Source organism: Methylocystis sp. Sn-Cys, assembly GCF_016745395.1.
Lineage (GTDB): Bacteria > Pseudomonadota > Alphaproteobacteria > Rhizobiales > Beijerinckiaceae > Methylocystis > Methylocystis iwaonis.
Genome location: NZ_JAERVJ010000001.1, coordinates 955,788 through 981,975 on the forward strand (window position 1 = coordinate 955,788; position 26,188 = coordinate 981,975).

General features: G+C 61.3%; 22 protein-coding genes. 8 read left to right on the top strand and 14 right to left on the bottom strand.

Features of this window, described 5'->3' with window-relative positions:
* Positions 1–222 precede the first annotated feature (222 nt).
* A complete protein-coding gene (locus JJT62_RS04485) occupies positions 223–1,689 on the top strand; it encodes an exopolysaccharide biosynthesis polyprenyl glycosylphosphotransferase (RefSeq protein WP_202071442.1) in 1,467 nt (488 codons plus the stop codon).
* Here the strand turns inward: JJT62_RS04485 and JJT62_RS19490 are convergent.
* Together JJT62_RS19490 and JJT62_RS04495 are read right to left on the bottom strand one after the other, a co-directional pair.
* Entirely contained in the window at positions 1,683–2,492 is an 810-nt protein-coding gene (locus JJT62_RS19490; protein ID WP_202071443.1) for a response regulator transcription factor, read from the bottom strand. The two genes, JJT62_RS04485 and JJT62_RS19490, sit on opposite strands and share 7 nt — an antisense overlap.
* A gap of 1,115 nt (positions 2,493–3,607) precedes the next feature.
* A complete protein-coding gene (locus tag JJT62_RS04495; RefSeq protein WP_202071444.1) occupies positions 3,608–4,189 on the bottom strand; it encodes a hypothetical protein in 582 nt (193 codons plus the stop codon).
* Between the two features lie 117 nt (positions 4,190–4,306).
* On the opposite strand from JJT62_RS04495, the gene JJT62_RS04500 reads away from it, so the two are divergent.
* From JJT62_RS04500 to JJT62_RS04510, 3 genes are all read left to right on the top strand, one after another.
* Positions 4,307–5,065 (top strand): CpsD/CapB family tyrosine-protein kinase, encoded by a 759-nt coding sequence (locus JJT62_RS04500; RefSeq protein ID WP_202071445.1) that lies wholly within the window; start codon positions 4,307–4,309, stop codon positions 5,063–5,065.
* 77 nt (positions 5,066–5,142) lie between these two features.
* On the top strand, positions 5,143–6,096 hold the full coding sequence (locus JJT62_RS04505) for a GDP-L-fucose synthase (RefSeq protein ID WP_202071446.1): 954 nt from the start codon (positions 5,143–5,145) through the stop codon (positions 6,094–6,096).
* A gap of 61 nt (positions 6,097–6,157) precedes the next feature.
* Positions 6,158–7,237 (top strand): hypothetical protein, encoded by a 1,080-nt coding sequence (locus JJT62_RS04510; RefSeq protein WP_202071447.1) that lies wholly within the window; start codon positions 6,158–6,160, stop codon positions 7,235–7,237.
* Positions 7,238–7,407: 170 nt separating this feature from the next.
* On the opposite strand, the gene JJT62_RS04515 is transcribed toward JJT62_RS04510, so the two are convergent.
* Genes JJT62_RS04515 through pdhA form a run of 3 tightly spaced genes read right to left on the bottom strand, consistent with a single transcriptional unit; the run spans position 7,408 to position 10,569 of the window.
* A complete protein-coding gene (locus tag JJT62_RS04515; protein WP_202071448.1) occupies positions 7,408–8,508 on the bottom strand; it encodes a dihydrolipoamide acetyltransferase family protein in 1,101 nt (366 codons plus the stop codon).
* Complete coding sequence (locus JJT62_RS04520) at positions 8,505–9,485, bottom strand: alpha-ketoacid dehydrogenase subunit beta (protein WP_202071449.1); 981 nt, start codon at positions 9,483–9,485, stop codon at positions 8,505–8,507. Before JJT62_RS04520 ends, JJT62_RS04515 begins: the two co-directional genes overlap by 4 nt.
* Positions 9,478–10,569, bottom strand: a complete 1,092-nt coding sequence (gene pdhA / locus JJT62_RS04525; protein ID WP_202071450.1) for a pyruvate dehydrogenase (acetyl-transferring) E1 component subunit alpha — start codon at positions 10,567–10,569, stop codon at positions 9,478–9,480. The genes JJT62_RS04520 and pdhA overlap by 8 nt, the downstream gene beginning before the upstream one ends.
* 189 nt (positions 10,570–10,758) lie before the next feature.
* Here pdhA and JJT62_RS04530 point away from each other — a divergent pair, with 189 nt between their 5' ends.
* On the top strand, positions 10,759–11,880 hold the full coding sequence (locus JJT62_RS04530; protein WP_202071451.1) for a Glu/Leu/Phe/Val dehydrogenase: 1,122 nt from the start codon (positions 10,759–10,761) through the stop codon (positions 11,878–11,880).
* A 20-nt stretch (positions 11,881–11,900) separates the two neighbouring features.
* Here JJT62_RS04530 and JJT62_RS04535 read toward each other — a convergent pair whose 3' ends face one another.
* The 9 genes from JJT62_RS04535 to maiA form a co-directional block, all read right to left on the bottom strand.
* Entirely contained in the window at positions 11,901–13,079 is a 1,179-nt protein-coding gene (locus tag JJT62_RS04535; protein WP_202071452.1) for an acetyl-CoA C-acyltransferase, read from the bottom strand.
* Between the two features lie 78 nt (positions 13,080–13,157).
* On the bottom strand, positions 13,158–14,219 hold the full coding sequence (locus JJT62_RS04540; protein ID WP_202071453.1) for a 3-hydroxyisobutyryl-CoA hydrolase: 1,062 nt from the start codon (positions 14,217–14,219) through the stop codon (positions 13,158–13,160).
* Positions 14,216–15,385, bottom strand: a complete 1,170-nt coding sequence (locus tag JJT62_RS04545) for an acyl-CoA dehydrogenase family protein (RefSeq protein ID WP_370568475.1) — start codon at positions 15,383–15,385, stop codon at positions 14,216–14,218. Before JJT62_RS04545 ends, JJT62_RS04540 begins: the two co-directional genes overlap by 4 nt.
* 19 nt (positions 15,386–15,404) lie before the next feature.
* Positions 15,405–16,343, bottom strand: coding sequence for a hydroxymethylglutaryl-CoA lyase (locus JJT62_RS04550; protein WP_202071454.1), 939 nt, complete (start codon positions 16,341–16,343; stop codon positions 15,405–15,407).
* Positions 16,340–18,334 (bottom strand): biotin carboxylase N-terminal domain-containing protein, encoded by a 1,995-nt coding sequence (locus JJT62_RS04555; protein WP_202071455.1) that lies wholly within the window; start codon positions 18,332–18,334, stop codon positions 16,340–16,342. Before JJT62_RS04555 ends, JJT62_RS04550 begins: the two co-directional genes overlap by 4 nt.
* A 1-nt stretch (position 18,335) precedes the next feature.
* Complete coding sequence (locus JJT62_RS04560; protein ID WP_202071456.1) at positions 18,336–19,127, bottom strand: enoyl-CoA hydratase-related protein; 792 nt, start codon at positions 19,125–19,127, stop codon at positions 18,336–18,338.
* A 6-nt stretch (positions 19,128–19,133) separates the two neighbouring features.
* Positions 19,134–20,738: a carboxyl transferase domain-containing protein gene (locus JJT62_RS04565; protein WP_202071457.1), complete on the bottom strand. Its 1,605-nt coding sequence runs from the start codon at positions 20,736–20,738 to the stop codon at positions 19,134–19,136.
* 13 nt (positions 20,739–20,751) lie between these two features.
* Entirely contained in the window at positions 20,752–21,921 is a 1,170-nt protein-coding gene (locus JJT62_RS04570) for an isovaleryl-CoA dehydrogenase (protein ID WP_202071458.1), read from the bottom strand.
* Between the two features lie 83 nt (positions 21,922–22,004).
* Positions 22,005–22,640 (bottom strand): maleylacetoacetate isomerase, encoded by a 636-nt coding sequence (gene maiA / locus JJT62_RS04575; RefSeq protein ID WP_202071459.1) that lies wholly within the window; start codon positions 22,638–22,640, stop codon positions 22,005–22,007.
* 112 nt (positions 22,641–22,752) lie between these two features.
* Here maiA and hppD point away from each other — a divergent pair, with 112 nt between their 5' ends.
* Genes hppD through JJT62_RS04590 form a run of 3 tightly spaced genes read left to right on the top strand, consistent with a single transcriptional unit; the run spans position 22,753 to position 26,174 of the window.
* Positions 22,753–23,865, top strand: coding sequence for a 4-hydroxyphenylpyruvate dioxygenase (hppD, locus tag JJT62_RS04580; protein WP_202071460.1), 1,113 nt, complete (start codon positions 22,753–22,755; stop codon positions 23,863–23,865).
* Positions 23,866–23,871: 6 nt separating this feature from the next.
* A complete protein-coding gene (gene hmgA / locus JJT62_RS04585; protein ID WP_202071461.1) occupies positions 23,872–25,170 on the top strand; it encodes a homogentisate 1,2-dioxygenase in 1,299 nt (432 codons plus the stop codon).
* Positions 25,167–26,174: a fumarylacetoacetate hydrolase family protein gene (locus JJT62_RS04590; RefSeq protein ID WP_202071462.1), complete on the top strand. Its 1,008-nt coding sequence runs from the start codon at positions 25,167–25,169 to the stop codon at positions 26,172–26,174. Before hmgA ends, JJT62_RS04590 begins: the two co-directional genes overlap by 4 nt.
* Positions 26,175–26,188 lie beyond the last annotated feature (14 nt).

A 26,188-nucleotide genomic window follows, 5' to 3' on the forward strand; every position in this document is an offset into this window, starting at 1 on the left:
TTCAACACACCGCACGCTTAAGTGGTTCGCGCGTGGCGCCGCGGAAGAGGAAGGCCCTTCGAGTGTGATCAAACAAGCAAGCAGCGCGTCATACCTGGGGGCACATGCATAATAGAAGCAAGATCAATCGGGCGGAGTAACTCCCTAAAGCAATTGAGTAGAATAGGCCAGGGCACATAAAAGTATATTTCTCGGGCGAAACTATCGGCGGAGAAATATTCAATGCTCTGGCAGCGTTTATCTCCTCATGTCGTTCGCAGCGCATCGTCGTGGTGGGAGGGAGCAGGAAGCACATTCAGCTCGGACAGATCGAGATGGCGCATCTCATATCCCTTTGTGCTGGCGGGTGTGGCGCTGTCAGAGGCTGCGGCAATTTTCGGCGGGGCTCTTGCGGTCGAGTATATTGGGCAATCTTTCCTGTCGCTAACGCCCTTTCTTGACCGAACGATTGCGCTGAGCGAGGTCGGTTTTGTTGTTTACGCCTTGCTCTGCCAATCAAAAGGTCTTTATCGCATGAGCGCGCTGCTGGACGCGCGGCAGCATCGGAATCACGTCATTCTCTCATGGTTGCTGGCGCTAGCGATGCAGCTTGCGCTCATCTACCCCTTGCGGCTGGCGGATTCGTTTTATGTCGGGCTTTTGTTCGCTTCAGGGGCAGTCGATCTGGCGTTGTTGCTCGCGATCCGGCGCGCGTTTGCGCGCGCCCTGCGAGCCTTCACAGCCAAACATTCGGTAGCGGGGCGTCGGGCGGTCGTTATCGGCGACGCCGAGGAGCTAGGGCGTTTGAGCGCCGCACATCTGAATCTGTCTTTCGGGCTCAGTGAGGTTGCTCGCATAACGCTCGATGACGAGGCCGCTGCAAACGGCCAGCTAACGGAGCGCGGGCAGTCCAAATTGGAGGAAGCCAGGAGAATTTCCGCCGAGACGAACGCGGACGAGTTCGTCATTGCGTTTCGTTGGCGCGACGTGGATCTGATCGCAGAGATAGACCTGCGCCTGCGCTGTTCGGCGCTTCCCGTGCGTCTCATTCCGGACCGATCTTTACGGAGATTGGTGAGCAGCGCGACGTCGATTGAAATGCCACGCATCGCGATGAGCGCGACAGAGCGCGCCATCAAGCGCGGATGCGATATCGCACTCGCGTCCTTAGCGCTTCTCTTGCTTTCTCCCGTCATGCTTGCGACGGCGATCGCTATCAAGGCGGGGAGCCCAGGTCCAGTTATATTCAGGCAAATGCGGAGTGGTTTCAATGAAAGGAAGTTCGTCATCTACAAATTCCGTACGATGAACGTATTGGAAAATGGCGCGTCGATCGAGCAAGCGCGGAAGAATGATGCGCGGGTCAATTGCGTCGGCCGCGTGTTGCGCAAGACGAGCATCGACGAGCTGCCCCAATTGTTCAACGTGCTGAAGGGCGATATGTCGCTTGTCGGACCGCGCCCCCATGCGCTCGCGCATGACGCTCAATATAAGGCGCTCATACAGGACTATGTGTATCGCTTACATGTCCTTCCGGGCATGACCGGTCTGGCGCAAGTGAATGGCTTTCGTGGCGAGACGGCTATGCTCAGCGACATGAGACGGCGCGTTGATTTCGACGTCCTTTACGTGAAGAATTGGTCGCTCTGGCTGGATATGTGGATACTGATGCGCACGCCGGTCGCACTTATCCTCGGGCGCGCCTATTGAGGCGGCGTGTCGATGAGAGCGACGGCGGACTCTCGATTGCTTGAGGCGTCGAGCTTTCCTTTGGCGCTCTCGGCGACCAGGAGCTGGTTTTGGCTCAGAGCCCAGACGGCTGCCTGGGTCCGATTTTGTAGCCGAATTTTGCGTAAAATTGCTTTCACATGCACTTTGACGGTCGCCTCTGCGATGCCGATTCTACGGGCGATAGATTTGTTGGAATCGCCATCGACGAGGCAGCGCAGGATGCGTCGCTCTTGGTCCGAGAATTGGGGCGTCGTGTCATTCTTTGCCAGCGCGATATGCTGCGCGCGTTCGCCAGCCACGGCCGTTGCGTCGATCCTGCATTTCAATTCATTCACCGAGGTCTCGGTTTGCAGTTGGGGCAGGGCGGTAGGAGCGCTCTTGGAGTTGACGAGCAGCGTCGCGAGAAGTTGTTGCGGCAAGACGGTCTCTCCGAGCATGACGAGTTCTAGCGCCTTGATGAGCGCCTCGCCCCGCATCGAGCTACTGAGGAAGGCCGAGACGCCCTCTTGGAGCAGTGGCGCCAGGTCGCTGTCCAAGCTTGGCGCAAGCACAGCGACTGGCGCGTCCGCACGAAAGCTTTTGAAGAGCCTGATCTGACTGAGCGTGTCCCGGAGATCCTGTCCGAGGTCGATGACCAGCAGGTCGGGTTTCTGGTCGCGGATCAACGCTATGGCGTCTGCGTCTATTACTGGGGCGGATAGGATGACGTCGAAACGGCTCGTTTGAAGTATTTCGACAAGCCCGTCTCTAAACAAGCCATTGCGCTCAACTATGGCAGTCACGACAGTCTTGTGGTCTGGATAGCTGCGCCTGTGCATAGGCCCCCTCCGGGAACGAGAACGCGAGCAATAAAGAATAGTGCTCGTCGAGTTATTTTGAGGTCATCCCGACTTCCTACCTCTAATTAAAAATAGGTGAAGCATCAACGCATTTTTTGAAAATATGGCGTGTATTGTCCATAATGCGCGGCTGCGTAACAATACGTATGACCAATTGACTAATTCAAACGTGCGCGAGCCAGTGTGGGCATCTCCGGCAATTATGGGTTATACGTTTTGCATGCGTTGTTTTGACCAAAAACTCACGTAAACTTTCCTGAAGCATTGTTTAGGACCCGTCGTTAAAGCGACGGACTTTCATTCAATGGGCAGGGCGCATGCTAGTGAAATTCTCGAGACAGAAACCTCTTGGAAGCAACAAGACGCGCGGGAAGCGGGTGGCCGAGGGGCCGGAAGACATCGGCGGCTCGGGGGCCAAGCATGGCAAGCAAACGCTTCGGGTTGGCTCCAAAGCGCTTCACGCGAAAGGCCGCACGCCGGCGATGAATGGTCGGAAGCGCTTTAAGCAGCGTCTTTGGTCGAGTTGCCCGCAAACAGCGGCGACGCCCGCCTCGATCGATCTTTTTTCATTCGGCGTTTCCGCGCAACGGACGCAAAAGACGTCCGGGTCGGTCGAGCGGGCTTCGCCGATGCAACAGCCCCCGGATCACGCCCCGAACCGGGGCGCCGTCTCTCGGAAGGCGTCGCTCGGAAAGCGAATTCTTTTTATTGCGGCTGGCGCATTCCTGGGGGGCGGCTTGGTCGGTTTTGGCGGGCTCTTATTTAGTCCGACCTATTCCGCCAAATCGCAGCTTCTGATCGAAATGCAAAAGGACACCGCTACCGGTGCAGAAACGCCAAATGGCGCCCAGCCGCCAGCGGCGCCCGTTCAGCCTGCGGCAATCGAGACCGCTATGGCGAAACTTCTTTCTCGCGACTTTCTACGCCGCGCGATGCTCGGATTATGGGAGCCGTCCCCCGATCCGGTTAGCTCGGCGACGGAGGCCACGGGCGGTTTCGAGGCGTCGCAGACTGGTCAGCTCAGCGTCTCCGAGCTGAAGCGCCGTTTCGAAATCTGGTTAGGCGCATTGACGAAAAAGCCATCCGGCGGCGGGCCCCGGCCAGAGGATTTCGAGAAGCGCGTGAAAGTTTCTCAAGAGGGTCACTCGGATGTCATTTCGATAAACTTTTCGTCTCCAGATCCAATCAAGACGGCTGGTCTTGTCAACCGGATGGCTGATCTCTTCGTCGCCAGCTCTGTGGAAACGAAGCGAAATGCGCTGGAGCTCGAACTGACCCGGATATCGGCCCAACTGGATGTCATAAGGTCGCAAGCAATACAGACGGACAGCCTGGCTCGAAATCTCCTGCAGAACCAGGCAGAGGCGATTCACGACGCCAGTGGGCGCAACAAATTCACGGATCAGCGTATCCGCGAAGCCTTGACGCAGGCGTCCGCAGCGCGGCAATTGCAGCCAGCTTTGGAGCGGCAGGTGAACATTATCCGCGAGCGGATAGCGCACTGCAAACCGGATGCGCGGGTTCTCTCTTACGCCCCGATACCGGACAGGCCCAGCTCGATAAATCCTCTTCTGCTCGTGATCCCCGCGATGCTCGCCTTCGGCTACGCAGGAAATTGGCTCGCAGCTTGGCTGGCTCAATTCGATCGTCGGATAAGGACTGAACGGGACGTTATGACGTCACTGGGCGTTCCTTGCGCTGCGGTCGTGCCGCATATTCGGCTCCCAAAGAAGGAATGGCCATATCGAAAGCTGCTGATGGAGCGCTCCACGCCCTTTGCGCAATCTGTTCAATTATTGACCGACGCCCTGCAACCGGAGTTTCGAGTGGCGCCGGGGAACGCATCGAAAACGGTCATGGTGACGTCAGGCGGCGCAGACGAAGGCAAGACGACGCTCTGCCTTAGTCTCGCTGTCCTCTCCGCGATCCATGGACGGCGGGCGGTGGTCGTCGATTTCGATATCTGGCCCCAGGCTTTGCAACGTGATGGCCTGACGACCGGGACGCAGTCTTGTCTCGATCCAGGCGTGTTCGATCGGAGCATATTCGACTCGATCCAACGGATTCAGAGCCTAGGCGTCGACTATCTTCCCTTCGGCCGAATTTCCGACGATCTATCGGAATCGAATGCGGCTGTGCGCTTGCTTGCCGTGCTCGCGGCGCTGCGAGAACGATATGACTGGGTGTTCTTCGACGCGCCTCCGTTGCTCGACGTGGCCGATACGCGTTTGCTGGCGCGTTTCGCTGACGAAGTCCTTTTCCTTGTGAAATGGGAGAGCACGCGCTTCGAAGACGCCCGCAACGCGATCGAGCTCCTCAAAGATATACGCCGCGAAGAGACGACCGTCGTGCTGACGCAAGTCAATCTGAAGAAGCACGCGCAGAGCGGCTATGGGCGCCTCGCCAGTTATCTCATAAGGCACGAGAAATACGCGTCGGCAAAGAGGAAGGAAAAACGTCACCTCGATTTTGGCGCCGTTGCGACGAAGACCGCTCAGGCGGCGGAGGCAAAATAGCAATAGGCGGCGCGGGGCAGAAGGTAGTCACTCGTTTGCCTCGACGTGTATCGAGTTAGTGTTGGAGGAGCGAGCACATGGGCAGACAGCGCATATGGGTGGCTGGCCACAAAGGCATGGTTGGCTCGGCGGTAACCAGATGTTTGGAGTCGCGTGGCGACGAAGTGCTGAAAGTCGATCGCTCCGTCGTCGATTTACGGGATCAGCGGTCGGTCGAGTTGTGGCTGAAACAAAACCGCGCGGACGCCATTATATTCGCAGCGGCGAAAGTCGGCGGCATATTTGCAAATGACGCATTCCCGGCGGAGTTCATATATGACAATCTCACTATCGAAACGAATATCATTCATTCTGCGCACGCCGCTAACGTCGACCGGCTCGTGTTCCTGGGATCCTCCTGCATCTATCCAAAGTTTGCACCGCAGCCGATCAAGGAGGAGGCGCTGCTTTCCGGGCCCCTGGAGCCGACAAATGAATGGTACGCCGTCGCCAAGATCGCAGGCATCAAGCTCTGTCAGGCGTATCGGCGTCAATATGGGCGGCGTTATATCTCCGTGATGCCGTGCAATTTATATGGCCCAAACGATAGCTTCGACCTGACGACCAGTCATGTGCTGCCCGCGCTCATGCGGAAATTCCACGAAGCGAAATGTGACGGCCGTCGTGACGTCGTGGTCTGGGGAACGGGTTCGCCGATGCGTGAATTTCTGCATGTAGACGATTTGGCGAAGGGCGTGGTCTTCTGCATGGATCATTACGACGGTTACGAGCACATCAACTGCGGCGCAGGATCGGAGATCGCGATTCGCGATCTCGCGGAGCTGATCGCCTGCGCCGTCGGCTTCACCGGAAACATCGTATTCGACTCCTCGAAACCCGATGGAACGCCGCGCAAGCTGATGGACTCGAGCCGCATAGCCAAGCTCGGGTGGCGGCCGCAGGTGGCGCTCAAAGACGGGATCGCGAGCACATACAAGTGGTATCTTGAACGCCTCCACCAATCGGATGCGTGCGGGGCTGTTGCTGCTTAGCGGGCGTGCCCATACGCCTGGAATGCAGAAGTAAAAGTCAGTTGTGCTGAGGCTTTGGTGCATGAGCGTCAAGACGATCTTGTTTGACATATCGAACCATGGCTTTGGGCATCTGTCACAAACCGCTCCTGTTATCGACCGGTTGCAGGAGCGCTTTTCGGGCCTCCGGATCGTCCTGCGAACCAAACACCCGAGGCGCGTGGTCGAAGAGTTCATTTCCTCCGGCATAGAGATCCTCCAGGCGCTTATGGACGTAACCGTCGACGCTCCGGATGCGATGTCTGTCGATTTGGAGGCAAGTGCGGCCGCCTATATGCGTTTGTACGCGGCGTGGGAAAACCTTTTGAATGTCGAGTCGCAATTCATGCGGGCGCTCGAGCCGTCACTGGTCGTGTCGAATATCAGTCCACTGAGCCTCGCGGCGGCGCGTCGCGCGGGCGTGCGCAATATCGCCCTATGTTGCATGAATTGGGCGGATATTTACGAGAATTTCTTTAGTGACCGTCCCGAAGCTTCCCGCGTCCTTGGAACGCTGCGCGAGGCATATTCCACTGCGGAATTGTTTCTACAGCCGCGCCCGCATATGAGCATGGCGGATATTTCGAGTGGGCGGCCGATCGGGCCGATCGCGCGCAAGGGCGTCCGACGCAGGGACGAGCTGCGCAAACGGCTCAATATGGGTAACGGCGAGAGGCTCGTGCTGCTGACCCTTGGAGGCTTGCCAAACCCCGGTTCGCTCGATCTTCCAAGGGTAGATGGTGTACGTTGGTTGGTGCGTCGCGCGATCGCGCCGCTTCGCGACGACGTATCAGCCTGCGAAGCGTCGGATCTATCGGCGCTCGACCTGTTGTTTTCTGTTGACGCGGTCATTTGCAAGGACAGCTACTGCACTGTCGTTGAAGCAGCCTGTGCCGCGGTCGGAGTCGTCATTGCGCCAAGAAAAGATTGGCCGGAGACCGACTGCCTTGTCGATTGGGCGGAGCGTCATTGCAATTTTGCATTGGCGTCAGGAGGCCTCAAGGATCCACGCGGCTTGGCCGTCGAGTTGGAGAAGGTACTTTGCGGCCCACAAAGGGCCCCGATAGAACCGACTGGCGTCGATGAGGCGGTGGAGGCGATCGCGGCGGCCGCGGGCCTTTAGCGCGTCCGAGGAAAACGGCCAAGCGCGCGCCTTCCCGCCTCGAAAGGGCTAAGTCGATTGGAGGCGTGGGCGCGCCGGTGAAAGCGAGGTCGGCTTTGCACGCGAGCTTCAGGCTCGCCGCCGCCAAAGCGAGCCTGAAGGCGCGCGGTCCTAGGCTGCAGACCAAGACATCAAGAGGGGAGCGCAAGGTCCGATATGGCGGCTGCCAGAAACCGTCCAGCTTCTCCGCCCGACACGACGCGATGGTCGAATGTCAGGCTCAGGGGAAGCACATGTGAGACGGCTGGCGCGCCATCTCTGACTTTCACCTCGTCTCTGATACGGCCCGCCCCGAGTATCGCGACCGTCGGCGGCAACACAATGGGCGCGGCGTAGCGGCCGGCGATCGTCCCGAAATTCGACAAGGTGATTGTCGCGCCGCGCAGCTCTTCCGGTGGGATACGCCTTTCGCGAACATCGGCGCGCATGCGATCCAGTCCTCGGCGCAGATCGGCGGGATCGCGATTTCCCACATCGCGCAGAACCGGAACAAAGAGCCCGTCTGGCATATCCACGGCAATGCCAAGATCGATTTTTCGCAATATCCGGCGGGAGAGCGTTGCGCTCTCGAACCAGCAATTGAGGCCCGCCTCAGCTTCGCAACCTTTCACAAGCGCGCGGATCAGGCGGATGGTGACATCCGCGCCAGCCTCCCACGCGTCGACGACGGCGTCGTCCATGATCGTCGCAGCGGCCACCTCTGCTTGGGCAAAGGCCATGTTTTGCGCCATGGCGCGCCGCGGGCCTCTCAAAGGCTCGGCGGGCTCCGTTTCGCTCAAGACCCTGGCGACGCGGCGCACATCGTCGGGCGTGATGACGCCATCCGCGCCCGACGGCGTCACCATCGTCAAATCGACATCGAGTTGTCTTGCAAGAGCGCGCGCCGCAGGAATCACCCTCACCGAACCGTGGGAGCGGCCAAGAGACGTCGGTGCTTCACGCAAGATGTTCGCGCCGCTCTCGACTGCGCCGACGACCGTGCCGGCGTCGTCGTTGGCTTGCCCTTCAAACTCGACGAGAGGCGCGCCGACGCGGATAATGTCGCCTGCGTTTGCAAAAAGCCGTTCGACGCGGCCTGCGCAGGGGGAGGGAATCTCAACGACCGCCTTCGCGGTTTCGACGGCCAGAAGCGGCTGATCGACAGCGATCTCTTCGCCGGGCTTCACACGCCATTCGACCAACTCGGCCTCCTGCAAGCCCTCGCCGAGATCGGGCAATCGGAACGTCCTCATGACCCCTCCATGGCGCTGCGCACGGCCTCGACGATCCGATCCACGCTAGGGATGTATTGGCGCTCCAGGCGGGACAGCGGCACGACGACGTCATAGGCGGCGACGCGCTTCACCGGCGCAAGCAGCGAAAACAAAGCGCGCTCGGCAATTTCAGCGGCGATCTCGGCGCCGAAGCCGGCCGTGCGGGGCGCTTCGTGGATGATCACGCAGCGACCGGTCTTTTCGACGGAGCGTAGAATCGTTTCCACGTCGAGCGGCTTGATGGTCGCGACATCGATAACCTCCGCGTCGACGCCTTCCTGTTCGAGCGCGTCGGCTGCGGCGAGAGTCTCTTGCATCATCGCGCCCCAGGCGACGAGCGTGACGTCCTTGCCCTCGCGCGACAGAAAGCAAGCGTCGAGCGGCAGGCTTTCCCCGTCATCCGCGACCGCCTGTTTGAATAAGCGATAGAGTCGCGTCGGCTCGAGAAACACGACCGGATCGGGGTCGCGCATGGCTGCGAGCAGCAAGCCATAGGCGCGCGCCGGCGACGACGGGATCACCACGCGCAAGCCAGGCATATGCGCGAAGATCGCCTCTGGGCTCTCGGAGTGGTGCTCGGGGGCGTGAATGCCGGCGCCATAGGGCGAACGCAGCACCATCGGACAGGTCAGCCGCCCGCGCGTGCGATTGCGCAGACGCGATGCATGGTTGATCATCTGATCGATGGTTGGATAGATGAAGCCTGTGAACTGGATTTCCGCAACGGGCTTCAGCCCCATGGCGGCCATGCCGACGGCGACGCCCGCGATGGCCCCTTCGGCAAGCGGCGTATCGATCACCCTCTCGCACCCGAAGCGCGCTTGCAGGCCATTGGTGGCGCGAAATACGCCGCCATTGACGCCAATGTCCTCGCCGAGCAGCAACACCCTCTCGTCATTCGCCATCTCGTAAGCGAGCGCGTGGTTGACAGCTTCGACAAGGTTCAGCTCAGCCATGGCCGCCTCCGTTGCGTGGCGAGAAACGGCGGGCCATGTCGCGCTGGTAGGAATAAGATGCGGGAAGCGCGGCGTAGAGATGGTCGAACATGGCGTCGCAGTTAGGTTGCTGCGCGCCGAGATAAGCGTTTACCGCCTGCCCAACCTCTTCCAGACATTGGCGCTGCAGCGCGTCTTCCTTCTCTTGGCTCCAGGCGCCTTTTCTCGTGAGATAGGCGCGCAGCCGCGCGATTGGTTCGCGCATCCATTCGCGTCGCACGAGTTCTGGATCACGATAGCGTGTGGCGTCGTCGGCCGTGGTATGGTCGCCGAGGCGATAAGTGAGGGCTTCGATCAAAGTGGGCCCCTGTCCGGCGCGCGCCTTTTCGATAGCCTGGCGGACAGTGTCATAGACCGCCACGACATCATTGCCGTCGACCTGCCGCCCCTCTATGCCGACAGCGACGCTTTTTTGCGCCAGCGTGGCGGCCGCGCATTCGCGCGCGCAAGGCGTCGAGATCGCCCAGCCATTGTTGTTGATGACGATCACGGCTGGCGTTTTCCAAACGCCCGCCATGTTCAAAGCTTCGTAGAAACCACCATTGGAGGTCCCGCCGTCGCCGATGAAGGTGAGAACGACGCGGTCTTCGCGCCGCAACTTGAAGGCATATGCCGCGCCCACTGCATGCGCGATCTGCGTCGCGACAGGCACGCAGTTGGGAAAATCGAGGCGAGGGCCGGAGAAGTCGCTGCCCCGCTCGTCGCCGCCCCAATAAAGCAGGCATTCGGCCATGGTCATGCCGCGCAGGAATTGCGCGCCGTGATCGCGATAGGATGGGGCAAGAACGTCGCGCGCCTGCATTGCGGCGGCGGCGCCGACGCCGACGGCCTCCTGGCCGAGAGCGGACGCAAAGGTGCCGAGCTGCCCCGTGCGCTGCAAGGCGACCGCCTTGCCGTCGAAGATCCGCGTGCGCGTCATCGCCCGATAGAGCATCACGAGCAATTCGTCGCCAACAGACGAGGGGATCGGGCGGCATAAGGCGCCTTCTGGCGAAAGGAAGCGTACAGTATCTGTCTCTGGGTCAACGCTTGTGTGAATGCCCATGCGAGACTCGTCGCGTTCAAGTCACAGCGCGAACCAGGTCAGCGCCTCGATGCAGGCTGAAGTAGCGCGCCGAAGCTCGAAGTCACGTTGGGGCAGTCGAATTTTCAAGCGCCGCCTTCCTGCGTTGCACAATAGCGGCGCGCCATGGCGCCTCTTGACCAAGGGCCTCGCGCTTCCAAGCTAGTCGTTATGTCGTCCAACACAAATGCGGGGCTTTTCGCTCTCGGCGATGCCCTTGGGCCCGCGAAGATCGTCTACTTGCACACGCCATCGGTCGGGCTACGGGCGATCGTCGTCATCGACAATGTCGCCGCTGGCCCTGCAATTGGCGGAACTCGCATGGCGCCCGACGTCTCGGTCCTCGAATGTTTTCGTCTAGCGCGCGCGATGACGCTGAAAAACGCTGCCTGCTCTTTGCGACACGGGGGCGCCAAATCGGTCATTTTTGGCGATCCCGCCATGCCGCGACATGAGAAGGAGCGATTGATCCGCGCCTTTGCTTGCGCCATTGCGCCGCTCGTCGACTATATCCCAGGGCCGGACATGGGCACCGACGAATTGGCGATGGGCTGGATTCATGATGAAATCGGGCGTGCGGTTGGCCTTCCGGCGGAAATAGGCGGCATTCCGCTCAATGAAATCGGCGCGACGGGTTTCGGCGTCGCGATTGCGGCCGAAGTCGCAGCGCCTTTCGCCGGCCTTTCCTTGGATGGCGCGCGCGTCGTCGTGCAGGGCTTTGGCGCCGTCGGCGAGCATGCGTCGCGTTTCCTCGCAAAGAGAGGCGCGCGCCTGGTTGGCGTTGCGGATATCGCCGGGGCGATCTCGAACCCCGATGGGATCGACATAGAAGTGCTGACGGAACTGAAGCGGGCGGGTAAAAGCGTTTCGGCCTATCCTAAGGCAACAGTCATCCCCGGTGACGCGCTGGTCTCCCTCCCATGCGACATTTGGATTCCCGCGGCGCGGCCGGATGCGCTACGCGCCGACAATGTCGATCGCCTCGCCTGCAAGCTTGTCGTTCAAGGCGCAAATGTTCCGGCGACCAAAGACGCCGAAGCGCGAATGTTCGAACGAGGGATTATCAGCGTTCCCGATTTTATCGCCAATGCCGGCGGCGTGATCGCTGGCGCCGTCGAATATGGCGGCGGCTCCGAGGCGATCGCCTTGGCCGCCATCGAGGAGAAGGTCGGGCGCAACACGCGGCTTACGCTGGAGGGCGCCATTGCAGCGCATGTTCCGCCTGCTGTGGCGGCGACGAAGCTAGCGACGGACCGACTTCACAAGATGATGAAACTCAAGCGCTGGCGCTAGTGAAATCCAAGCGTCGGCGCTTACAGAGACCGCTCGATTGCGACGGCCGTCGCTTCCCCGCCGCCAATGCAGAGCGCGGCGACGCCTCTGCGAAGATCATATCGTTCGAGCGCTGCAAGCAGGGTCACGACGATACGCGCGCCAGACGCGCCGATCGGATGGCCGATCGCGCAGGCGCCGCCGTGGATATTCACCTTATCGTCTGGCAAAGCAAGGTCGCGCTGTGCGGCCATTGTGACCACAGCGAAGGCTTCGTTGATTTCATAGAGGTCAACTTCGTCCGCGCGCCACGCAACCTTCTCCAGCAATTTTCGTATGACGGCGATCGGCGCCGTCGGGAATTTGCCGGGAGGTCCGGCGTGGGTGACGTGGCAGACGAGCCTTGCGCGCGGCGTTAGCCCATTGCGCTCTACGTGTTTTAGGCGGGCCAACACCAAAGCGGCGGCCCCGTCGGAGATTGCGCTCGAATTCGCGGCCGTGATGGTGCCATCCGGTCGGAACGCCGGTCGAAGCGTCTCGATCGCCTCGGCGTTGGCTTTTCTGGGAAGCTCGTCGCTGAGAACTTCCGTCTTGGTTTTGGGAGAAGCGGCGGGCGTGATTTCCGCGTCGAAAAGACCCTGCCGCGTGGCCTGCTGCGCGCGTGTAAGCGACCGCAGCGCAAACGCGTCCTGCATTTTGCGCGTGAATTGATAGTCGGTCGCGCAATCTTCCGCGAAGGCGCCCATCAGCCGCCCTTTTTCATAGGCGTCCTCGAGCCCGTCCAAAAACATATGATCGAGCGCACGCCCGTGCCCCATACGAAAGCCCGACCGTGCGCGATCCAGCAAATAGGGCGCGTTGCTCATGCTCTCCATGCCGCCTGCGACCACGAGATCGGCGCTTTCCGCCAGGAGCTGGTCATGGGCCGAGATGAGCGCCTGCATGCCGGAGCCACACATTTTATTGACAGTGACGCATCCGGTCTCGACGCCAAGGCCCGCGCCGAGAGCGGCTTGCCGCGCGGGCGCCTGGCCCAGGCCAGCGCTCAAGACGCAACCCATCACGCATGAGTCGATCTGGTCTTTCGGCGCTCCTGCGCGGGTCACAGCCGCTTCAATCGCGCGCGCGCCAAGTTGCGGGGCAGTCACATGCGCCAACTCGCCGAGAAAAGCGCCGATCGGCGTCCGCGCAGCGCCGACGATGACCACCGGGTCTTTCATGCTCGTTCCGCCGCCTCCTGCGCTTGCCCCGCCAATTGATGAAGTGGGGTGCGGGCGCTGATGGGGAAGGGCTGGCACCTATTGCTGCAAAGAACCAAAATCGGGTTCTGGGTCGCCACGCCCTTCGAGAATTTTTTGCACAGTGATGTCGTCGACTTCCTCGAGCGGCGACGGAAGCCATCTTGGCGTCTTGTCCTTATCGATGAGCGCCGCGCGTATCCCCTCGTAGAGATCGTGGTTGTCCAGCAGGCTGCAGGCCGCACGATACTCGTTGATGAGACAGGCCTCCAATCTCCCGGCAATCCTCGCGCGCGCTAAAAGCGCGCGCGTGACCTTCAAGCTCGTCGGCGAGTTGCGGCGAATTTCCTCGGCCGCCTTGCGTGCGAAGGTCGATTCGCTCGAACGCAAATGATCCAGAACGCGCTCGACGCTATCCAAAGCGTTTATGCCTTGCAGCTCTTCTTCATGCCGCTGCAGTTTCCCTTTCCCGGCGTCGATCGCGAAAGAACAAAGTATCCTATCGACATGATTGGCGTTGGGCGCCAGCGTCAACTCTTCGAGGAGCTCGGGGACGCGCGCGGAAGCGACCGTTAAATCACACAGCCCGACATGGACGGCGTCAGCCGCGCCGACCGCAGCGCCCGAGAGCGCCATATAGACGCCGGCGCCGTTTCTGCGCGTCAGCAGCCACGTTCCGCCGACGTCCGGAATGAAGCCGATCCGCGTCTCGGGCATGGCGATCTGCGTGCGTTCGGTCGCGATCCGGCGATTCCCATGCGCGGAAACGCCGACGCCGCCGCCCATGACGACGCCGTCCATCAGCGCGATATAAGGCTTGGGGAAAGCCGCGATGCGCGCATTGAGCGCATATTCCTCCCGCCAGAAGGTCTTGTAATGCTCTTTGCCGTCGTTGCGGCATTCGTAAAGCGCGCGAATGTCCCCGCCGGCGCAGAGCCCGCGTTCGCCTTCCCCGGTGAGCAGCACGGCGACGACATCTGGATCGTCAGCAAAGTCTGCGAGCGCTCGCGTGAAACGCCGGACCATATCCAGCGTCAGGCTGTTCAGCGCCTTTGGCCGGTTGAGCCGGATGCGCCCGAGCCCGTGTTCGCGGGAAACGAGAACCGGCTCTTCTTCGCTCATTTCGTTTCGCTTTCGAGAAGCGAACGGGCTACGATCAGCCGCATGATTTCGTTCGTGCCTTCGAGGATGCGATGAACCCGCAGATCACGCACGATCTTCTCCAGCCCATAATCACAGAGATACCCATAGCCACCGTGCAACTGCAACGCCTGATCGGCGACCTCGAAGCCAATATCTGTAGCCACGCGCTTCGCCATGGCGCAAAGTCGCCCCGCATCCGGCGCGCCGGCGTCGAGCGCCGAGGCGGCGCGCCACAAGAGCGCGCGCGCGGCTTCGAGTTCGGTGGCCATATCAGCGAGACGAAATTGCAGCGCCTGGAATTCGTCGAGCCGGCGACCAAAAGCCTTGCGCTCCTTCATATAGGCGAGCGCATGGTTGAGCGCGCCGTCGGCGCCGCCGATCGAGCAGGCGCCGATGTTCAACCTGCCGCCGTCGAGCGCAGCCATCGCCATTGCAAAGCCGCGTCCTTCGGGCCCGAGCATGCAACTGGCGGGCACTTGGCATTCGTCTAAAATGACCGCGCGCGTGGGCTGCGCATTCCAGCCCATCTTCCGCTCATTGGCGCCGAGCCTTATGCCGGGACTTCCGCCCTCGACGAGAAAGGCGGAGATTCCAGATGGCCCCTCCGCGCCCGTGCGCGCCATCACGAGATAGAGATGCTCATTTCCGCCGGCGCCCGCGCCCGAGATGAATTGCTTCTCGCCAGTCAGAAAATAGGAATCGCCGCGCTTCCTCGCGCGGGTACGCAACGCAGCCGCGTCGGAGCCACAGCCCGGCTCCGTCAGGCAATAGCTCGTGAGGAACTGCATCTTGGCGAGGCGCGACATCCATGTCTCACGCTGTGCATCGGAGCCGAAGGCGTCGATCATCCAGGCGCACATATTGTGGATCGAGAGATAGGCGGCGATCGCCGGACAGCCTGTCGCCAGCGCTTCGAAGATCAGAGCCGCATCCAATCGAGAAAGGCCCGCGCCGCCGGAGTTTTCTCTAACATAGATCGCCGCCATGCCGAGGTCGGCTGCGGCGCGCATGGTCTCCACGGGAAAAAACTTATCTCTGTCCCAGTCATTTGCGAAAGGCGCAATCTGTTCTTGCGCGAACGCCGTCGCCATCTCGCGTATCGCAAGCTGGTCGGCAGTCAATCCGGCAGTCGAACACGCGCCCAATCGCAAATCCTCGCCATGCCTATGAAAGATGTGTCGCGCAGCGCTGTCCCGGCAAGCCTTCGCCTGCAAGGCGCGCCCGCGCGACCTTGCTCTCCGGCGGTCTGCCGAGGTTCCCGCAGATAAAGCGCGCGGCGTCGAGGAGCTTGTTCAGATCGACGCCCGTCTCGACGCCACATCCGTCGAGCATGTAGACCACGTCTTCCGTCGCGACATTCCCAGCGGCGCCGGGCGCAAAGGGACAGCCGCCAAGCCCGGCGATGGAGCTATCGACCACTTCGACGCCGACCTCCAGACAGGCATAGATGTTGGCCAAGGCCTGGCCATAGGTGTCGTGGAAATGAACGGCAATGCGCGCGACGGGGATAGATTGGGCCACGCGCTCGATCAGCCTCCGCGCGGCGAGCGGCGTTCCGACGCCGATTGTATCGCCGAGCGAAACTTCATAGCAACCAAGCGCGAAAAGGCGCTGAGCCGTTTCGACCACACGTTCTGGATCGACCTTGCCTTCATAGGGACAACCGAGCGCGCAGGAAACATAGCCACGCATCGGCAGCCGCGCGTCTTTCGTCGCTATCGCAACTTCGGAAAATCTTTTGAAGCTCTCGACGACTCCACAGCCCAGATTATGAAGAGAGAAGCTCTCAGTCGCGGCGGCGAAGATCGTGACTTCGCCCGCGCCGGCCGCGCTTGCGGCAGCGAAGCCCCGGACGTTTGGAACAAGCGCGGCCAGCCTTACGCCTTTTGGAACTTGTACCAACTGCAAGACGTCGGCTGTGCCCGCCATTTGTGGCACGGCTTTCTCCGAGACAAAGCTCCCCGCTTCGATGCGGTTGAGCCCGGCGCGAGAGAGAAGCTCGATGAGCCGCGCGCGCACGGCGACCGGCATGATCGCCGCTTCATTTTGGAGGCCGTCGCGCGGTCCGACCTCGACGATTTGCACGCGAGACGGCAGCTTCACGACGCCTCCGCGAGGCGCACGAGATCGGCGCCCTCGCGAACCGTCTCCCCCTCTTTGCAGTAGATATTCTCGACCTCTCCGTGGCGCGGCGCGGTGAGCGTGATTTCCATCTTCATTGCCTCCAGCATGAGAAGCTGTTCTCCTTTCGAGACCCGATCCCCCGCCTTGATCAAAATGCGCGTTACCCGGGCAGGGAGCGGCGCCAGGAGAGTCTCTTCTCTCGCTTGATCCGTCGCTCTTGGCGCGAACAGGTCCAAGCGTTCAAGCGAATAATTGCGTCCCGCAAGAACGATGACGTAATGTTTTCCCTGCCGAATGATCGCGACATCGCGCTTCACGCCGTCGACGAAGATAGCCCATCTGTCGCCGTCCCGGCTCGTTTGCACTTGAAACGCCTGCGACGAAGTTTCCAGCAAAAACGCGTTAGCTCCCAGCGGGCGAACGCGCCCCGATAGCGATTTGCCATCCCAGAGAAATGCGACTTCCTGCGAGGCGCTGTCGTAGAGGCGCCAGGCGTCAACCAGGCCCCATGGGGACCAGGGATCGCCAGAAGCGCCGGCGTCTCGTTCTGCGCTTCTGGCTACTTCGTCCAGCCAGGCCGCCGCCGCTGCTGAAAATAGGAATTTTTCATCTTGAGGCTCGGCGGGCTGCGTCCAGTCCTGGAATGCGCCTATCAAGCTCGTGTCATAGTCGCCAAGCGCGAAGCGCCGATCTCTTACCAGCGCGCGCAAAAAGTCGAGATTAGTAGCGACGCCCACGAGTTCGCAGTTATCGAGCGCTTTTTGCAGCCTCATGATGGCGCTAGCGCGATCTGGACTCCAGACGATGAGCTTGGCGAGGAGAGAGTCGTAATAGGACGAGACTCGATCGCCTTCCCGAATGCCGGAATCGACTCGCGTATGAGCGTCCTGCTGTGGGAACCGTAGGTGAGCGATGACCCCCGTTGCGGGAATGAACCCTTCGGCCGGGTTCTCAGCGCATATCCGCGCTTCGATTGCACAGCCTCGGGTTTCGATATCGTCCTGAGCCAGCGGCAGCGCCTCGCCCGCAGCGACGCGGAACTGCCACTCTACGAGATCGAGGCCGCAAATCATTTCGGTAACCGGATGCTCGACCTGAAGGCGCGTATTCATCTCGAGGAAATAAAACGCGCCGTCCTGGACGAGAAACTCTACCGTGCCTGCGCCGACATAGCTCGAATGGCGGGCTGCCTTCGTCGCCGCCGCACGCATTGAACGGCTCAGCTCGTTAGGGAGGTCTGCTGGCGTTTCTTCGATGACCTTCTGGCGTCTGCGCTGCAAGGAGCAGTCACGCTCTGGAAAGGTGACGACCGCGCCAAACGCGTCCGCGAAAAGCTGGACCTCCACGTGCCTCGGGTGGGTCAGATATTTTTCGATCATCAATCGACCATCGCCGAAGGCTGCGACAGCTTCGCGCCGCGCGCTCTCGACGGCGAGATCGAGCTCGCCCGGCGTCGAAACGATGCGCATGCCGCGTCCTCCGCCTCCCGCCGACGCCTTGACGAGAACAGGAAATCCGGTCGCCGTTGCAGCTTCGGCGAGCAATGCAGTTTCCTGCGCCTCGCCATGATAGCCCGGTAGGATCGGCACGCCGATGCGCGCCATCAATTCCTTGGCTTGCGCCTTGGATCCCATCAAACGCATTGCCGCCGCCGACGGCCCAATAAACGCAAGTCCACCCTGCTTGCACTTTTCTGCAAAATCGGGGTTCTCGGAGAGGAAGCCGTAGCCTGGGTGGATGGCGTCCGCGCCGCTTCGACGCGCTGCGTCCAGGATTCGATCGATCGATAAATAGCTTTCCTGTGGCGACGGTGGGCCGATGTTAATCGCTTCGTCGGCCACCGCCACATGCAGGGTGTTTTGATCCGCCTCCGAATAGACAGCCACAGTCGCGATGCCCATCCTACGCGCCGTGCGCGCAATGCGGCAGGCGATCTCCCCTCGGTTTGCGATGAGCACTTTTCGAAACATGTCAGGCTTGCCGGCGTGGACGCCAATTTGGCGCACGCCTTTCAAGAAAGCTGCTCAAGCCTTCTGCTCCTTCCGAAGAGGCCCAACGCGCCATAATCACATGCGCCGTTTCTCGCCTAAGCGAGAGATCGATCGTACGTTGCTCACAGAGCGCGACAAGGTCCTTGGTCTGCGCCTGCGCGCCCGGCGCGCCGGACAACAACGCATCGATCACATGATTGCGCGCCGCCTCGATTTCGTTTTTCTGGGCGATCTGGTGAACAAGTCCAATTTGCAGGGCCCTGTCTGCTGAAATGGGCTCGGCGGTCAGGAACAAGGCGCGCGACGCCCGGGGACCAACGGCTCTTACGACATACGGTCCGACAACCGCGGGCGCCAGCCCAAGCCTGACCTCGCTCATGGAGAACTTTGAGCTATTGTCGCATATGGCGATGTCGCAGCAGGCGACGAGACCAACGCCCCCGCCGAAAGCCACGCCTTCAATCACGGCCACTGTCGGTTTCGAGAGTCTGTCGAGCGTGTGGAACATCTCCGAGAGCGCCATCGCGTCGTCTTCCTGCGCCTCTGGCGAGGCGTTGGCGAGACCGCGCATCCATTCGATGTCGCCGCCGGCGCAGAAATTGCCGCCAGCGCCGGAGAGCGCCACGACACGCACGCGCGCGTCGGAGTCGAGGCGGCGCAATATCGTCGTCAGCTCCAGCATGGAGGCGCGATCGAAGGCGTTGCGTCGATGTGGACGATTGAGCGTCAGATGGACGACCCCGCCTTCGTCGATCGATTCGAGAATATCCATGCAACCTCACATGCGGAAAAGACCAAAACGCGTCTCCTCAATCTTGGCATTGGCGCTCGCCGACAGCGCCAACGCCAAAACGCGGCGCGTATCGACTGGATCGATGACGCCGTCATCCCAAAGCCGGGCGCTCGAATAGAGCGGGTCGCTTTGCCGTTCGTAATTCGCCTGGATCGGCGCAGCGAATTCCCGCTCTTGTTCAAGAGACCATTCTTCGCCGCGCGATTGCATGGCTTGGCGGCGCAGGCGTGAGAGCACCGAGGCAGCCTGGGCGCCGCCCATCACGCCGATGCGCGCGTTTGGCCACATCCAGAGGAAATTCGGCGAAAAAGCCCGGCCGCACATTGCGTAATTGCCGGCGCCGAAGCTGGCGCCGATAACGACCGTAAGTTTCGGCACCGCAGCCGTCGACACCGCCGTCACCATCTTCGCTCCTTCCTTGGCGACGCCTTCCGCTTCGACTTTGCTCCCCACCATGAAGCCGGTGGTGTTCTGCAGGAAGACGAGGGGGATTTTCCGCTGCGTGCAAAGCTCGATGAAATGCGCAGCCTTGAGCGCGCTCTCCGGAAAGAGAATGCCATTGTTTGCGATGACGCCGACGGGATAGCCCCAGATGCGCGCAAATCCGGTCACAAGAGTTGGGCCATAAAGGGCTTTGAATTCGTCGAGCTCCGATCCATCGACAATGCGCGCGATAATTTCCTTGACGTCGAACTGCTTGCGCAAATCGGCGGGAACGACGCCATAAAGCTCCGCCGGATCGTGGCGCGGCTGCATCGGGGGATTCTCGCAACGCGCTGCGCGTTGGTGCGGCAGAGTGGCTACGGCTTCGCGAGCGAGCGCGATGGCGTGCGCGTCATTTTCCGCGAGGTAATCGGCCACGCCCGAGCGTCGACAGTGCACCTCGGCGCCGCCTAGCTCTTCGGCGCTCACAACCTCTCCCGTGGCCGCTTCGACGAGCGGCGGGCCGGCGAGAAAGATGGTTCCTTCGTTTCTCACAATGATGGTCTCGTCGCACATGGCGGGGACATAAGCGCCGCCGGCCGTGCAGGAGCCCATCACCACGGCGATTTGCGCAATGCCCTGCGCCGACATTCGCGCCTGGTTGTAGAAAATACGCCCGAAATGCTCGCGGTCGGGAAAGACTTCGTCTTGCGTGGGGAGATTGGCGCCGCCTGAATCGACCAGATACAGGCAGGGAAGCTTGTTTTGCGCTGCGATCTCCTGCGCGCGCAGGTGCTTCTTGACGGTCATCGGAAAATAGACGCCGCCCTTCACCGTTGCGTCATTCGCAATGATCATGCATTCGCGGCCGTTGATCCTGCCGATTCCAGCCACGACGCCAGCGCAGGCCAGCTTGCCGTCATACATATCATGCGCCGCGAATTGTCCGACCTCCAGGAAGGGCGACAGCGGGTCGATCAGCGCGTCGATGCGCTCCCGGACGAGCATTTTCCCGCGCCGCCGCTGCCGCTCGCGTGCTTCCTCTCCCCCGCCTTCTCGAATTTTGCGGGAGATGGCGCGCAGCCGTTCGACCTGCGCCGTCATTGCGTCGCGGTTGTGCGAAAATTCTGAGGAACGCGTATCGATCGACGTCTCCAGCGCCGCCATCGGTTCCTTTCCTTCAGGCTGTCTCCTGGTACAATTCACGCCCAATCAGCATTCGGCGAATTTCGCTGGTGCCTGCGCCGATCTCGTAGAGCTTGGCGTCGCGTAAGAGCCGTCCGGCTGGGTAGTCGTTCGTGTAGCCATTGCCGCCGAGGCATTGGATTGCTTCCAGCGCCATCCAAGTGGCGCGCTCGGCCGCGAATAGAATCGCGGCGGCGGCGTCTTTCCGCGTGACATTGCCCAGATCGCACGCCTTGGCGACGGCATAGACATAAGCTCTCGCCGCGCTGAGCGCCGTATACATGTCCGCAAGCTTGCCCTGCATGAGCTCGAATTCGCCGATCGGTTGGCCGAATTGCTTGCGATCATGGACATAGGGAAGGACGACATCCATGCAGGCGCGCATGATGCCGATCGGCCCGCCAGCAAGCACCGCGCGCTCATAGTCGAGCCCGCTCATCAATACGGCGATCCCTTGCTCGCGAAGTCCCAGCACATTTTCTGCCGGAACGACGCAATTCTCGAACGCCAGCTCGCATGTGTTTGAGCCGCGCATGCCGAGCTTGTCGATCTTGGCCAAGGGCTGAAAACCCGGGAAAGCCTTTTCGACAATGAAGGCAGTGATGCCATGGGCGCCAGCCGAGGCATTGGTTTTCGCGTAAACCACCAGAACGTCGGCGTCCGGCCCGTTGGTCACCCACATTTTAGCGCCGTTGAGAACGTAAGAATCGCCGCGTTTCTCCGCGCGTAAGCGCATATTGGCGACATCTGAACCCGCGCCGGGTTCGGACATGGCCAGCGCGCCCACATGCTCGCCGGAGACGAGCCTGGGCAAATAGCGCCGCTTTTGCTCGGGCGAGCCGTTACGGTGGATTTGGTTGACGCAGAGATTCGAATGCGCGCCATAAGAGAGGCCGACAGACGCCGAGGCGCGGCTGATCTCCTCCATGACGATCACATGCTCGAGATAGCCGAGACCAGCGCCGCCATATTCCGGCGGCACTGTGACGCCGAGAAAGCCGAGCGCGCCGAGCTTTCTCCATAACTCGCCCGGGAATGCGTTATCGATGTCGATCCGCGCTGCGTGCGGGGCGATCTCGCGCGCGGCAAACGTTTCGACCTGCGTTCGCAGAAGGTCCGTGGTCTCGCCGAGATCGAAATCCAGGACCCTGGCAAAATGGCGCATCGCGCCCCACTCCTTTAGGCCAAGCGCCGGCATGACGGCTATATTTGCCAGCGTCGGCCGGTTTCAAGGCGCCGACCGCGCCTTTACTCGGCGTCTGGCTGTGCGGAAGGATGCGCAGCGCGAAAGGCGGGATGCGCGTCGCAGGCCGCGCCGACGGCGCGCACTTTCGGAAAGGCGTCGAGCGGGATCGTGAAGCGCGCCGCATAGAAGAGCTGCGGCGCGAGGCAGAGGTCGGCGATCGTCGGCTGCGCGCCGAAACAAAAGGGGGCGGGGTCGATCAACTGCTCGATCGCCGCCAGGCCGTCATGAACCCAGCGTTTGCGCCAGTCCGCAATGGCTTGCTCGCTCTGCCCAAGCTCGTCCCTCAAATAGGCGAGCACTCGCAAGTTTCCCAGTGGATGAATGTCGCAAGCGACGGCGAGCGCAACGGCTCGTGATTTCGCGGCAAGGATCGGATCGTCCGGAATGAGGCGGGGCGCCGGCTGCAGCACATCGAGATATTCGATGATCGCCAGGGACTGAGTCAGCGTCACGCCATTGTCGAGCTCGAGTGAGGGAACGAGAGCTTGAGGATTTTTTTCGCGATAGGCCTTTTTCTTGTGCATCCCGCCATCTCTCACGAGATGGACGAAGCGGCGTTCGACCGAAATCCCTTTCAATGCAAGAGCGATGCGCACGCGAAAGGCGGCCGACGAGCGAAAGTAATCATAAAGGAGCATTCTCCGTCTCCCGCGAAAAACATCCCGATAGGCTCGAGATAGGGCTTCAACCCCGGCAGCGCCGCTATATTTCGTGTTTGTTCGTCTCGCCTCTCGAGAGAGGAAGAAGACAATGGATCCGCTCGCGCGACAGGAAGAGAGCGACCTTCTCCCCGGCGATAATCCGATGGGGACGGATGGCTTCGAGTTCGTCGAATTCGCCCATCCAGATCCCGCGGCGCTCGCCGCGCTGTTCCAGACGATGGGCTTTTCGGCGGTTGCCCGCCATCGGTCGAAGGACGTCACGCTCTTTCGGCAAGGCGACATCAGCTATGTTTTGAATGCTGAGCCCGATAGTTTCGGCGCGGCCTTCGCGCGAAGCCATGGGCCGTCTGTCTGCGCGATCGGTTTCCGGGTGCGGGACGCCGCCCATGCATTGCGCCGCGCCGCCGCTTTGGGCGCAAAGGTTATCCCCGCGCATCCGGGTCCGATGGAGCTTCATATTCCTGCGATCGAGGGCGTCGGCGGCGCATTGATCTATCTTGTCGACCGCTATGGCGCGCGCGGGTCGATCTGGGACGTCGATTTTCATTGGACCGGCGCCGCCGAGCCGAGGCCCGAGGGCGTCGGCCTCCTCGTGATCGACCATCTTACCCATAATGTCCGGCGAGGACGCATGAACGAGCTTGCCGATTGGTATGCGCGCCTCTTCAACTTTCGGCAAATTCGATATTTCGACATAGAGGGGCGGTTCACTGGGCTTCACTCGCGCGCGATGACGAGCCCCTGCGGGAAGATTCGTATCCCGATCAACGAAAGCGCCGACGAGACCAGCCAGATCGAGGAATTTATCCACGCCTATAAGGGCGAGGGCGTACAGCATGTCGCCTGCTTGTGCCGGGACATCTACGCGACTGTGGAACGCCTGCGCGAACGTGGGCTCGACTTCATGCCGGCGCCGCCAGACGCCTATTATGAAGCGATCGAAAGGCGCCTCCCCGGCCACGGGGAGCCGATCGAGCGATTGAAGCGGCTCGGCATATTGATCGATGGCGCCGAGGGAGCCGCGGGTTCGCCGCCGCGTCTGCTTTTGCAGATCTTCTCGAAGACCGTCGTCGGCCCGATCTTTTTCGAGTTCATCCAGCGAAAGGGCGACGAGGGATTCGGCGAAGGCAATTTCCGCGCGCTCTTCGAGTCGATCGAAGAGGATCAATTGCGCCGCGGCGCGCTGAAGCCGGCGGAGTGACGCGCGATGACGGCCTATATGAGCGGCTTCGGCAATGAGTTCGAATCGGAAGCCTTGCCGGTTGCCTTGCCAAGAAGCCAGAACTCACCCCAGCGCTGCCCTTACGGGCTCTATGCAGAGCAGCTCTCGGGCTCGGCCTTCACTGCGCCGCAAGGGGCCAACCGGCGCTCGTGGCTTTACCGCATTCGTCCTTCCGTTCTCCATGCGCGCAACTTCCGGGCAGTCGACCTGCCACTATGGGAGACGGCGCCTAGTCGAACGACGACGGCGCATCCAATCGACCAGATGAGATGGGGACCCACGCCGCTGCCCGACGGCGCCGTCACCTTCATCGAGGGCGTGCGGATCATGACGACGGCGGGCGACGCAGACGCGCGCATTGGAATGGCGGCGGGCGTCTATGTTGCGACGCGGTCTATGGCCGACACTTATTTCTATAACGCCGATGGCGAGATTTTGATCGCGCCAGAACAGGGCGCGCTGATCTTCGACACGGAGTTCGGACGCATCGACGTGGGGCCGGGCGAAATATGTGTCTTGCCGCGCGGCGTGAAATTCCGCGTCAGTCTGAAAGATGGTCCCGCGCGAGGCTATTTGTGCGAGAATTATGGCGCGCCTTTCGTTCTGCCGAGCCGCGGCGTCATCGGCGCCAATGGTCTCGCCGACGCCCGCGATTTTCTCACGCCTGTCGCCGCTTTCGAGGATAGCCAGCGCCCCTCCGTCATGACGGTCAAATGGGGCGGGCGCTTTTATGTGTGCGATACTCCGAGTTCGCCACTCGATGTCGTCGCCTGGCACGGAAACTACGCGCCGTACAAATACGATCTTAGTCGCTTCTGTCCTGTCGGCGCCTTGCTGTTCGATCACCCCGACCCTTCCATCTTCTGCGTGCTGACTTCCCCGTCCACTCAAGCGGGCGTGGGCGACGTCGACTTCGTCATTTTTCCGCCGCGCTGGCAGGTCGCTGAGCATACGTTCCGGCCGCCATGGTTCCATATGAATGTCATGAGCGAATTCATGGGGCTTATCTTCGGCGCTTATGACGCGAAACCGAGCGGCTTCGTTCCGGGCGGCGCTTCTTTGCACAACGCTATGCTGCCGCATGGGCCGGATGCGGCGGCGTTCGAGATCGCGATACATGCGGAGCTTACCCCCGCCAAGCTCGAAAACACGCTTGCTTTCATGTTCGAGTCGCGCCTGCCTCAGCATCCGACAGACTTTGCCCTGACGCTCGAAAGTCGTCAGGCGGATTACGCCGCTTGCTGGGATGGTCTACCCGACCGGTTCGAGAGGGAGCGGCCATGAAGCTTGCATCCTTGAAAGGCGGTCGCGACGGCAGGCTCGTCGCCGTCTCACGCGATCTGACGCGCGCTGCGCTTGCCAGTGACATCACGCCGACGCTGCAGGCGGCGCTCGACGATTGGGCGCGCATCGCCCCGCTGCTTCAGGCGCTTTACGAACAGGTTGAAGCCGACTCCACGGCGACGTTCCGCTTTCGCGAGCGCGATTGCGCTTCGCCCTTGCCGCGCGCCTTCCAATGGGCGGACGGCTCCGCCTATCTCAACCACGTCGAGCTTGTCAGGAAAGCGCGCGGCGCGGAGATGCCCGCGAGCTTCTTGAGCGAACCGCTCATCTATCAGGGCGGCTCCGATGCTTTTCTGGGGCCACGCGATCCGATCTTTCTGCACAACGCGCAACACGGCCTCGATCTGGAAGCGGAGATCGCTGTCGTCACCGACGACGTGCCGATGGGCGTCGGGCCCGTCGCGGCGCGGGAGAGCATCCTGCTCGTCATGCTCGTCAACGACATCACGCTTCGCGGGCTCGTGCCCGACGAGATCGCCAAAGGCTTCGGCTTTTTCCAGTCCAAGCCCAACTCTGCTTTTTCTCCCGTCGCGGTAACGCCCGATGAGCTCGGCTCGGCCTGGGACGGCGGTAAGCTTTCGCGGCCGCTGCTCTCGTCTATCGATGGCGCGCCGCTCGGTCGACCGAACGCCGGCGCCGATATGATCTTCGATTTTGGACAACTGATCGCCCATGCGGCGCGCACGCGTCCGCTGTCGGCCGGAACGATCATTGGTTCGGGCACGGTGTCGAACCGCGGCGCGGATGGCGGGCCGGGGCTTCCCATCGCGAAGGGCGGCCTCGGCTATTCCTGCCTTATCGAGCAGCGCACCGTCGAGACACTGACGGAAGGCGCGGCGCGCACGCCTTTTCTCAAAGCCGGCGACGTCGTGCGCATCGAGATGCTGGACGATGAGCGCCACTCGATCTTCGGAGCGATCGAGCAGCATGTGGAGGCGAGATAGCGGCGACATCATCG

What these genes read in the sequence shown, in the direction of transcription:
- JJT62_RS04535 (WP_202071452.1), bottom strand. Translation starts at nt 13,079, where the DNA reads ATGAAAGACCCGGTGGTCATCGTCGGCGCTGCGCGGACGCCGATCGGC.
- pdhA (WP_202071450.1), bottom strand. Translation starts at nt 10,569, where the DNA reads ATGGGCATTCACACAAGCGTTGACCCAGAGACAGATACTGTACGCTTC.
- JJT62_RS04530 (WP_202071451.1), top strand. Translation starts at nt 10,759, where the DNA reads ATGTCGTCCAACACAAATGCGGGGCTTTTCGCTCTCGGCGATGCCCTT.
- JJT62_RS04540 (WP_202071453.1), bottom strand. Translation starts at nt 14,219, where the DNA reads ATGAGCGAAGAAGAGCCGGTTCTCGTTTCCCGCGAACACGGGCTCGGG.
- JJT62_RS04505 (WP_202071446.1), top strand. Translation starts at nt 5,143, where the DNA reads ATGGGCAGACAGCGCATATGGGTGGCTGGCCACAAAGGCATGGTTGGC.
- JJT62_RS04500 (WP_202071445.1), top strand. Translation starts at nt 4,307, where the DNA reads ATGGAGCGCTCCACGCCCTTTGCGCAATCTGTTCAATTATTGACCGAC.
- JJT62_RS04515 (WP_202071448.1), bottom strand. Translation starts at nt 8,508, where the DNA reads ATGAGGACGTTCCGATTGCCCGATCTCGGCGAGGGCTTGCAGGAGGCC.
- JJT62_RS04565 (WP_202071457.1), bottom strand. Translation starts at nt 20,738, where the DNA reads ATGGCGGCGCTGGAGACGTCGATCGATACGCGTTCCTCAGAATTTTCG.
- JJT62_RS04520 (WP_202071449.1), bottom strand. Translation starts at nt 9,485, where the DNA reads ATGGCTGAGCTGAACCTTGTCGAAGCTGTCAACCACGCGCTCGCTTAC.
- JJT62_RS04590 (WP_202071462.1), top strand. Translation starts at nt 25,167, where the DNA reads ATGAAGCTTGCATCCTTGAAAGGCGGTCGCGACGGCAGGCTCGTCGCC.
- hmgA (WP_202071461.1), top strand. Translation starts at nt 23,872, where the DNA reads ATGACGGCCTATATGAGCGGCTTCGGCAATGAGTTCGAATCGGAAGCC.
- JJT62_RS04555 (WP_202071455.1), bottom strand. Translation starts at nt 18,334, where the DNA reads ATGTTTCGAAAAGTGCTCATCGCAAACCGAGGGGAGATCGCCTGCCGC.
- JJT62_RS04560 (WP_202071456.1), bottom strand. Translation starts at nt 19,127, where the DNA reads ATGGATATTCTCGAATCGATCGACGAAGGCGGGGTCGTCCATCTGACG.
- JJT62_RS04510 (WP_202071447.1), top strand. Translation starts at nt 6,158, where the DNA reads ATGAGCGTCAAGACGATCTTGTTTGACATATCGAACCATGGCTTTGGG.
- hppD (WP_202071460.1), top strand. Translation starts at nt 22,753, where the DNA reads ATGGATCCGCTCGCGCGACAGGAAGAGAGCGACCTTCTCCCCGGCGAT.
- maiA (WP_202071459.1), bottom strand. Translation starts at nt 22,640, where the DNA reads ATGCTCCTTTATGATTACTTTCGCTCGTCGGCCGCCTTTCGCGTGCGC.
- JJT62_RS04570 (WP_202071458.1), bottom strand. Translation starts at nt 21,921, where the DNA reads ATGCGCCATTTTGCCAGGGTCCTGGATTTCGATCTCGGCGAGACCACG.
- JJT62_RS04485 (WP_202071442.1), top strand. Translation starts at nt 223, where the DNA reads ATGCTCTGGCAGCGTTTATCTCCTCATGTCGTTCGCAGCGCATCGTCG.